Origin of the sequence: Caulobacter sp. Root1472 (assembly GCF_001426985.1) — a bacterium.
In the GTDB taxonomy this organism is placed as follows: Bacteria; Pseudomonadota; Alphaproteobacteria; order Caulobacterales; family Caulobacteraceae; genus Caulobacter; species Caulobacter rhizosphaerae.
On sequence record NZ_LMFX01000043.1, the window covers coordinates 1 to 8,362 of the forward strand.

Genomic DNA, 8,362 nt, shown 5'->3' on the forward strand with positions numbered 1-8,362 from the left:
TGATGGTAAGCTCGCCCATGGGCGCCTCCCTCGAGTGAAGTTCAACACACCTCACTCTGGCACGTAGATGCCGTCGGGGGGCGTCCACCCCATCACCCTGGGCTGACGTTCTCAATCTCGGTTTCTTGGCGGTAGCGGCCAAGAAACGCACGCCGGGCCCTCTAGCCGCCCGCCTTCACCGCGTCGTACGACCGGGTCGCGCTGGCCTGGCCGACGGCGGCGCGCAGCCAGGCCAGGTTGTTGTCGACCGACTCCGGCGGCAGGTCCTGGCGGGCCAGCCTCTCGGCCTCGTCGAGGCGCCCCTGCAGCCCGATCACCAGGGCCAGGTTCTGGCGCACCTGGATGGTGGCGGTGGGCAGGGCCGTCGCCTGGCGCAGAAGCTTCTCCGCGCCGGGTAGGTCGCCGGTCGAGGCCAGGTGCATGGCCAGGTTGGCCAGGGGGACCGCCTCGGCCGGAGCCAACGCCACGGCCTGGCGATGGGCGGCCAGGGCCTCGTCGTCGCGCTTGGCCTGCTCGTAGGCCACGCCCAGCAGCGACAGGGGCCGCCAGTCGCGCGGCTGCAGGGCGGCGGCCTTGCGGCCGGGTTCGATGGCGTAGAAGCCCTGGCCGCGCGCCACGTTGGCCCGCGCCGCCTCCATCAGGGCGTCGTAGCTGTCGGGGGCGACGATCAGCACGCGGGCGGCCGCGTCGGCCGCCTCGTCATAACGGCCCAGGGCGCGCAGGGCCTGGGACAGGCCCACGCCGGCCTCGATGTCGCGACCATCGCGCTCGACCTCGTTCGACCAGAAGGCCATTCGGGTCAGGGGATCGGCCCGCTGGACCTCGGCCCGTTCGGCGGGCGTGGCCTTGCGCGGCGTCTCAGGCGCGGCGGCGGAGGGCGCGGCGACCGGAGCGGATGGCGCGGGCTTGTCGGCGGCATGGGCCGGCGCCGCCATCCACACGCCGGACGCGAGCAGGGGGCCAAGAACGGTTGCGAGGAGCGCGCGCTTGCGACACATGAAGAAGGATCTCCCGACGGTCCCGCATCCTCGCGCGCGGCCCTCAAGGAATCGTTAAGCATAATTTTCACCCTCAAGGGCGCGTCCATGTCGGAACCGATCATCGCCTCCTCCTCCCGCTCGTCCGAGGACGGCCCGCCGACGCCCATCCACTGCCTGTACGAGGCCGAACTGGCCGCCTTCGTCGAGGCGCGTCCGAGCTTCGTGAAGGGCTTCGTGGCCCTGGAGGACTTCAAGGCCAAGGCCGGCCAGGTGCTGGTTCTGCCGACGCCGCAAGGGGCCGTGGACCGCGTGCTCCTGGGCCTGGGGACCCGCGACAAGGCCGAGGCCATGCTGTTCCGCGCCCTGCCGGCCCGACTGCCGGCCGGCGACTACCGCCTGGCGGCGATCCCCGACGGCCTCGACCCCGGCCAGGTCGCCCTGGCCTTCGCCCTGGGCGCCTACAAGTTCGACCGTTACCGGCCCCGCGCGGGGGACGAGCCGCGACGACTGGTCGCGGACGAAACCGTCGATCTGGACGAGGTCCACGCCGTGGCCCACGCCTGCGCCCTGGCCCGCGACATGGTCAACACCCCGGCCAACGACATGGGGCCGCTGCAGATCGAGACCATCGCCCGCGAGATCGCCGAGCGGTACGGCGCCACTCTGGAGGTGATCCTCGGCGACGACCTGCTGGAAGCCAACTATCCCGCCGTCCACGCCGTCGGCCGCGCCGCCGTCCCGGCCCGCGCGCCGCGGATGCTGGAGCTGACCTGGGGCGATCCGGCCCACCCGCGCGTCGCGCTGATCGGGAAGGGCGTGGTGTTCGACACCGGCGGGTTGGACATCAAGCCCTCGTCCGGCATGCGGCTGATGAAGAAGGACATGGGTGGCGCCGCCCACGCCCTGGCCCTGGGCCGGATGGTGATGGCCGCCGGCTTGCCGGTGGCCCTGAGCGTGCTGGTCCCGGTGGTGGAGAACGCCATCGCCGGCGACGCCATGCGGCCCGGCGACGTCCTGGCCACCCGCGCCGGCCTGACCGTCGAGGTCGGCAACACCGACGCCGAGGGCCGGCTGATCCTGGCCGACGCCCTGACCCGGGCCGCCGAGCTGGAGCCGGCCCTGACGATCGACCTGGCCACCCTGACCGGCGCGGCCCGCGTGGCCCTGGGGCCGCAGGTCATCCCATTCTACACCCCCGACGACGACCTGGCCCTGGAGATCGAGGAAGGCGCGCGCGAGGCCTCCGACCCCGTCTGGCGCATGCCCTTGTGGGAGGGATACAGGGAGGCGGTCGAGAGCGACATCGCCGACCTAAAGAATGATCCCGACGCCTGGGCCCAGGCCGGCTCGATGACCGCGGCCCTGTTCCTGCAACGCTTCGCCCCCACCACCGGGTCCTGGGTCCATTTCGACATCTTCGCCTGGAACCCCAAGGGGCGGCCGGGCTTCGCGTCCGGCGGCGAGGCCCAGGTGATCCGGGGCCTCTACGGCACGCTGAAGTCGCGGTTCCCCAAGGTCTCGGCATGAGCGGTCCGCGCCCGTACGACCCCCGGGTGACCCTGGCCCGGCCGGACCTGGCCGATCTCGATCTGCAGGGCCTAGTCGCCGCCGAGCGCTACGAGGCCCCGACCCTGCGCCAGGTCGCCGTCCCGACCGCCGCCCTCCGCAAGGCCGCCCACCCGATGGCCGAGCAGTGGGACCAGCTGCTGTTCGGCGAACTGTTCAAGGTGCTGGAGGTGAAGGGCGGCTTCGCCTGGGGCCAGGCGGCGCGCGACGGCTATGTCGGCTTCGTCGCCGAGGACGACCTGGCCGCCCGGGGCGCGCCAGCCACCCATCAGGTGGCGGTCCCGCGCACCTACGCCTTCGCCGAGCCCGACATCAAGTCGCGGCCGGTGGGCCTGTACTCGCAGAACGCCCTTACCGCCATCGAGGCGGCGGAGGGGCGGTTCGCCCGGGGCGAGGGCACGGGCTGGTTCGTCGCCGCCCACCTTCGTCCGGTCGGGGTCGCCCTGGCCGACCCGGTGGCGGTGGCGGAGGGCTATCTGGGCGCGCCCTACCAGTGGGGGGGGCGCGAATCGCTGGGCCTGGACTGCTCGGGCCTGGTGCAGCAGGCCCTGGCGGCCTGCGGCAAGGCGGTCCCCCGCGACACCGACCTGCAGCTGGCGTTCTTCACCCCCGTCGCCGAGGCCGAGCGCCGGCGCGGCGACCTGGTGTTCTGGAAGGGGCATGTGGCCCTGCTGCTGGACGCCGACACCATCCTGCACGCCAACGCCCACCACATGGCCGTGGCGATCGAGCCCCTGGCCGAGGCGGTGGCCCGGATCGAAGCGGCGGGCGGCGGTGGGGTGACGGGGTGGCGGCGGCCCTAGCCTATCGGGTCCATTTGGCCAGCCAGTCCACCATCTGCTGAGGGCGCTTGTGGCGGTCGTCGGTGACGTTGATCAGTTCCTTGCGGTTCCGCAGTTGGCCGCCTTCATCGACGATCAATAGGGCCGGCACGCCTTCCAGGTCGGAGACGCCATAGCGCTCCGGGACCTCCAGATTGCGATCGAAACGGCCGACATCGACCGTGACGACCTCGTAGTGCTGATCGACAAAGGCCCGAACTTCGGGCAGGCGCATGACGCCGGCCAGGATGCGGCAGTCGGGGCACCAGTTGCCGCCCAGGTCGATCAGCAGCAGCTTGTGGGCCGCCTTGGCGCGCTTGGCGGCCGCGGCCACCTCGGCGTTCGCGTCGGCCTTCTCGTCATAGGGATAGGGCAGGGGCGTCGGCAGTTGGGCGGTGCTGCGGATCCCGACCTTCGGAGCCGGAGCCGCCATGCCCGTCACGGGCAAGGCCAGGAGGGCCGTCACGGCCAAGGTGGCGATCTTGCGCATCGAATTCCATCTAAAGGCTAAGCTTGTCGCCTTCGCCTATAGCGGGTGCGCGGGCGCGCGAACAGCCGGCTGGGACTGGATCGCCTACTTCGGCCACTGGGCCAGCCAGTCGGCCAGCGATTGCGGCGTCATGTGGCGGGCGTCGGTCAGGGCGAACAGGGCGTCGGGATTGACCAGCTTGCCCTTGGTGTCGACCACCAGGAAGGTCGGCACGCCGTTCAGCTTGTTGATCCCGTAGCGGGCGGGGATCTGCATGTTGTGGTCGTAGCGGCCGACATTGACGGTCACCACCTCGTAGTGCTTGTCGACGAAGGCCTTGAGGTCGGGCTGCTCGATCATGCCGGCGAACACCCGGCAATCGCCGCACCAGTTGCCGCCCAGGTCGATCAGCACCAGCTTGTGCTTGGCCTTGGCGGTCTTGATCGCCTTGGCCACGTCGGCCTCGGCGTCGGCCTTCTCGTCATAGGGATAGGGCAGGGGCGTGGGCAGGTCGGCCAGCGACTTGAGGGCCACGGTCGGGGCCTTGGCGGCGAAGGCCGAGGCGGGCGCGGCGATCAGCAGGGCGGCGAGGACGGCGGCGGCCAGCGGGCGAGACGTCATGGTCGAACGGTTCCGGTGAAGCGGTGCGGTCCGATACTCTACTCACGGAATGGGGAAAGGCCGCAAGGCAGCTTTGCTGCGGGCGGTTCCATCCGGTCTGGGGGCGCCTGGAAAGGCGGCAAAGAAAAGGCCGCGAAGCGGACTTCGCGGCCTCTTGCCGTTGGTTCGCGCCGGTGGGCTAGCCGCCCGGACGCTGGGCCGCTTCGCCCGAGCCCTTGGTGGCGTTCGGAGCCGGGGTCGGTCCGGTGGCCGCGCCGCCCGCGCCGACGGCGGCCGGAACCGGGGCCGAGCCCGCCGCGGCCGTGCCGGCGGCCGGAGCCTCGCCCGCCGCCGCCGGAGCGGCCGGAGCCGCGCCGGCCGGCTTCGGGGCCGGGATCGGCAGGGACGAGCCCAGGCTGTGCAGATAGGCGATGATGGCGATGCGGTCTTCCTGCTTCTTCAGGCCGACGAAGGTCATCTTGGTGCCCGAGACGTCCTTGCCCGGCGCCTTCAGGAAGGTGTCGAGCTTGTCGTAGTCCCAGACCGGGTTCTTGTTGCCGTACTCGACCATGGCCGGCGAATAGGCGAAGCCGGGGTGGGTGCCGGGCTTGCGGCCGACCACGCCGAACAGGCCGGGCCCGGTGTGGTTCTCGGCGGTGAAGTTGTGGCACGAGGCGCACTTGGCGCTGACGGCCTGGCCGGCGGTGACATTGGCCGGGGTCAGGACGCTGCCCCAGTCGGGCGCGACCTCGGCGGCGGCGCCGCCTTCGCCCGCCTCTTCGGCGACCGCGATCTCGTAGCCGGGCTTCTCAAGCTCGTGCTTGGCGAAAACGATGTCCGACGCTTCCCGCAGACCGAAAATGATCAGGCCGGTCAGCAGCACGCCGCCAGCGATCTTGTTGAACGTCAGGTCGCTCATCTAAAGCCTTACCAGCCTCTTGGGGGCCGTCTGACGACAGGCCCGAAATCCGCGCCCGGAGGTTTCCCCCGCGCGCTCCATGTTGCGCTCGCGTCTCTTACACGCTACCGCCCGGGGCGCAACCGGGCAGCAACGGTTTTGACCCGCAACGGCCTTTCATGAACCCCATCGTCGTCATTCCCGCCCGCATGGCGGCCACTCGCCTCCCGGACAAGCCGCTGGCCGACATCGGCGGCCTGCCCATGATCGTGCGCGTGCTGCGCCAGGCCCAGGCGGCGGGAATCGGGCCGGTGGCGGTGGCGGCCGGCGACGCGGCGATCGTGGAGGCGGTCGAGCGGGCCGGCGGCCGGGCGGTGCTGACCGATCCGGCCCTGCCCTCGGGCTCGGACCGCATCCTGGCCGCTCTCGAGGTGCTGGACCCGGACCGCCGCCACGACGTGGTCATCAACCTGCAGGGCGACATGCCGTTCGTGCAGCCGTCGGTGCTGGGCGCCTGCGCCGACCTGCTGAGCGCCCACCCGGGTTGCGACATCGCCACCGTGGTGGCGCCGGAGGCCTCGCCGGCCGACCGGTCCAATCCCGACGTGGTCAAGGCTGTGCTGGCCATGGAGCAGGACGGCCTGTCGGGCCGGGCGCTCTATTTCACCCGCTCCACCCTCTATGGCGACGCGCCGATCTGGCGCCACATCGGCATCTACGGCTATCGCCGCGCGGCGCTGGAAGCCTTCAACGCCGCTCCGCCCTCGCCGTTAGAGAAGCGCGAGAAGCTGGAGCAGCTGCGGGCCATGGAGCTGGGCCTCAGCCTGCGCGCGGCCGTCGCCGCCGAGGCCCCGATCTCCGTCGACAATCCCTCGGACCTAGAAGCGGCGCGCGCCTATTCGAACCGCAACGGCGCCGCCGGGAAGACCGCATGAGCATCCTCAAGAAGATCGCCTTTCAGGGCGAGCCCGGCGCCAACAGCCACGAGGCCTGCCGCACCTATTTCCCCGACTACGAGGCCGTGCCCTGCGCCACGTTCGAGGAGGCGTTCGAGGCCATCAAGACCGGCGCCTGCCAGCTGGGCATGATCCCGATCGAGAACTCGATCGCCGGCCGGGTCGCCGACGTCCACCACCTGCTGCCGGCCTCGGGCCTGAAGATCGTCGGCGAGCGCTTCAAGCCGATCCGCTTCCAGCTGATGGCCAACAAGGGCGTGACGCTGGACCAGGTGAAGATCGCCTGCTCGATGCCGATCGCGCTCAGCCAGTGCCGCCACAGCCTGAAGAAGCTCGGCCTGGCCCATGAGAGCGCCGGCGACACGGCGGGCGCCGCCAAGGCCCTGGCCCTGAAGCCCGACCCGACCCGCGCCGCCGTCGCTCCCGCCCTGGCCGCCGAGATCTACGGCCTGGACATCCTGGCCCGCGACATCGAGGACGCGCGCAACAACACCACGCGCTTCCTGGTGATGACGGCCGACAGGACGCCCGAACCGCCGCCGTTCACCCATCGCTGCGTGACCAGCTTCGTGTTCAAGGTCCGCAACCTGCCGGCCGCCCTCTACAAGGCGCTGGGCGGCTTCGCGACCAACGGCGTCAACATGACCAAGCTGGAAAGCTACATGGAGGGCGGCCACTTCACGGCGACCTTCTTCTACGCCGAGGTCGACGGCCGCCCCGAGGACCGCAGCCTGGCCCTGGCCTTCGACGAGCTGAAGTTCTTCTCCGAGAAGTTCGAGATTCTGGGCGTCTATCCGGCCGATCCGTTCCGGGACCGGGTGTAGGCCGGGTTGTAATCCGACGCCGCTCCGCTCTAGCTTGGCCTCGGGCGCGTAGTCGCGCCGATGGGGGACAGCATGAAGATCGCGCCGACGGCCTTGGGTGTGGGCGGGGCCGTGTTCCTCGTGGGAGCGATCGGGCTGGGGATCTGGGCTGGCATGCCTGCCAATCCGCTGGCGACGTTGGGCATCCTTGTGCTTTCGGCGGGACCCCTGACCAAGCTGGTCTATCTGCTGCTGACCGGTCTGGGGATCTGTATCGCCGTGCTCGGCGTCATGAGCCTGGCCAAGGGTCGTACGAGCGATCCTTCGCTGCTGTCGCTCCTGAGCCTGCTGCCGCCGGGCGCAGGCCTTTTCGCGACGCTGCTGACGACCCTGTCCATTGTCCGGGCCATGCAGGCGACGCACACTCGCGATCTGTTCGTGATCGCGCCCGGCCTCGCCGAGGCGCTGGCGCCGTTGGGCGTCGGCTTCTTGCTCGGCGCGGTCGCCGCGGCGCTGAAGGCGCGGGCCGCGCCCGCCGCCTGATCCGCTGCCGTCACGGCAAGCTTCGCTAATCGGGCGTTCGGCGCCTAACCTTCCGACCAGGCTCCAATAAAGGAGTCGGGGAGGAATGACGATGAACACGCTGGTCGCGCCGGTAATGGCGCTGGTGGCCTGGTCGCTGGTGATCTGGGTGTGGATGTACGTCCAGCGGTTGCCGGCCATGAGCAAGGCCGGGATCAAGCCGCAGGCGGCGGCCTTTCCCGGGAGCCTGGACGGCCTGCCGGCGCCCGCCCGCCAGGCGGCCGACAACTACAACCACCTGATGGAGCAGCCGACGATCTTCTACGCCGCCGCCCTGGCCATCCAGGTCGCCGGCCATGGCGACGCCCTGGCGGTCGGGCTGGCCTGGGCCTTCGTGGGCCTGCGGGTGCTGCACAGCCTGATCCAGGTCAGCGTCAACATCGTGCTGCTGCGCTTCCTGGCGTTCTCGGCCGGGACGCTGGTGCTGGCGTGGATGGTGGCGCGGGAGCTGGCGAAGCTGTTCGGAGGCTGACGTCCAAGAAGGCCCTCCCCGTGGGGGAGGCGATCGCGCAGCGATCGGTGGGGGGAGGCTTGGGCTCGAAGATCCATGATCTGGCCGCCTGCCGATCACTCCCCCCACCGTCGGCTTCGCCGACACCTCCCCCACAGGGCAGGGCTATCGCATATGACCCAGGAGTGAGAGCAGGAAGGTTTCATCCCAGCCGGCGCGCTTGATCTTGGTCTTGA

10 protein-coding genes are annotated in these 8,362 nt (G+C 70.7%); 6 read left to right on the forward strand and 4 right to left on the reverse strand.

Annotated elements, in window-relative coordinates; genetic code table 11:
• Positions 1-161: 161 nt before the first annotated feature.
• Positions 162-998 (reverse strand): pilus assembly protein TadD, encoded by an 837-nt coding sequence (locus ASD47_RS21305; protein WP_056760987.1) that lies wholly within the window; start codon positions 996-998, stop codon positions 162-164.
• A gap of 87 nt (positions 999-1,085) precedes the next feature.
• Between ASD47_RS21305 and ASD47_RS21310 the strand changes: the two genes are divergently transcribed.
• Complete coding sequence (locus tag ASD47_RS21310) at positions 1,086-2,507, forward strand: M17 family metallopeptidase (protein WP_056760989.1); 1,422 nt, start codon at positions 1,086-1,088, stop codon at positions 2,505-2,507.
• Entirely contained in the window at positions 2,504-3,349 is an 846-nt protein-coding gene (locus ASD47_RS21315) for an NlpC/P60 family protein (protein ID WP_056760992.1), read from the forward strand. The genes ASD47_RS21310 and ASD47_RS21315 overlap by 4 nt, the downstream gene beginning before the upstream one ends.
• A 1-nt stretch (position 3,350) precedes the next feature.
• Here the strand turns inward: ASD47_RS21315 and ASD47_RS21320 are convergent, their stop codons facing one another.
• The 3 genes from ASD47_RS21320 to ASD47_RS21330 all read right to left on the reverse strand — a co-directional run bounded on the left by ASD47_RS21320 (position 3,351) and on the right by ASD47_RS21330 (position 5,355).
• Positions 3,351-3,857, reverse strand: coding sequence for a thioredoxin family protein (locus tag ASD47_RS21320; RefSeq protein ID WP_056760995.1), 507 nt, complete (start codon positions 3,855-3,857; stop codon positions 3,351-3,353).
• 84 nt (positions 3,858-3,941) lie between these two features.
• Positions 3,942-4,457: a co-chaperone YbbN gene (locus ASD47_RS21325; RefSeq protein WP_056760998.1), complete on the reverse strand. Its 516-nt coding sequence runs from the start codon at positions 4,455-4,457 to the stop codon at positions 3,942-3,944.
• Between the two features lie 178 nt (positions 4,458-4,635).
• Entirely contained in the window at positions 4,636-5,355 is a 720-nt protein-coding gene (locus ASD47_RS21330; protein WP_056761001.1) for a cytochrome c family protein, read from the reverse strand.
• Positions 5,356-5,513: 158 nt separating this feature from the next.
• On the opposite strand from ASD47_RS21330, the gene ASD47_RS21335 reads away from it, so the two are divergent.
• The 4 genes from ASD47_RS21335 (at position 5,514) to ASD47_RS21350 (ending at position 8,147) form a co-directional block, all read left to right on the forward strand.
• The gene (locus tag ASD47_RS21335) at positions 5,514-6,269 is read left to right on the forward strand and encodes a 3-deoxy-manno-octulosonate cytidylyltransferase (protein WP_056761004.1); all 756 of its coding nucleotides are present in this window, start codon (positions 5,514-5,516) and stop codon (positions 6,267-6,269) included.
• Entirely contained in the window at positions 6,266-7,114 is an 849-nt protein-coding gene (locus tag ASD47_RS21340) for a prephenate dehydratase (RefSeq protein ID WP_056761007.1), read from the forward strand. Before ASD47_RS21335 ends, ASD47_RS21340 begins: the two co-directional genes overlap by 4 nt.
• Positions 7,115-7,186: 72 nt before the next feature.
• Entirely contained in the window at positions 7,187-7,636 is a 450-nt protein-coding gene (locus ASD47_RS21345; protein ID WP_056761010.1) for a hypothetical protein, read from the forward strand.
• Positions 7,637-7,727: 91 nt separating this feature from the next.
• Positions 7,728-8,147, forward strand: coding sequence for an MAPEG family protein (locus tag ASD47_RS21350; RefSeq protein ID WP_056761012.1), 420 nt, complete (start codon positions 7,728-7,730; stop codon positions 8,145-8,147).
• Positions 8,148-8,362: the final 215 nt, after the last annotated feature.

Coding starts and splice junctions, on each gene's coding strand:
- ASD47_RS21305 (WP_056760987.1), bottom strand. CDS start 998: ATGTGTCGCAAGCGCGCGCTCCTCGCAACCGTTCTTGGCCCCCTGCTC.
- ASD47_RS21310 (WP_056760989.1), top strand. CDS start 1,086: ATGTCGGAACCGATCATCGCCTCCTCCTCCCGCTCGTCCGAGGACGGC.
- ASD47_RS21315 (WP_056760992.1), top strand. CDS start 2,504: ATGAGCGGTCCGCGCCCGTACGACCCCCGGGTGACCCTGGCCCGGCCG.
- ASD47_RS21320 (WP_056760995.1), bottom strand. CDS start 3,857: ATGCGCAAGATCGCCACCTTGGCCGTGACGGCCCTCCTGGCCTTGCCC.
- ASD47_RS21325 (WP_056760998.1), bottom strand. CDS start 4,457: ATGACGTCTCGCCCGCTGGCCGCCGCCGTCCTCGCCGCCCTGCTGATC.
- ASD47_RS21330 (WP_056761001.1), bottom strand. CDS start 5,355: ATGAGCGACCTGACGTTCAACAAGATCGCTGGCGGCGTGCTGCTGACC.
- ASD47_RS21335 (WP_056761004.1), top strand. CDS start 5,514: ATGAACCCCATCGTCGTCATTCCCGCCCGCATGGCGGCCACTCGCCTC.
- ASD47_RS21340 (WP_056761007.1), top strand. CDS start 6,266: ATGAGCATCCTCAAGAAGATCGCCTTTCAGGGCGAGCCCGGCGCCAAC.
- ASD47_RS21345 (WP_056761010.1), top strand. CDS start 7,187: ATGAAGATCGCGCCGACGGCCTTGGGTGTGGGCGGGGCCGTGTTCCTC.
- ASD47_RS21350 (WP_056761012.1), top strand. CDS start 7,728: ATGAACACGCTGGTCGCGCCGGTAATGGCGCTGGTGGCCTGGTCGCTG.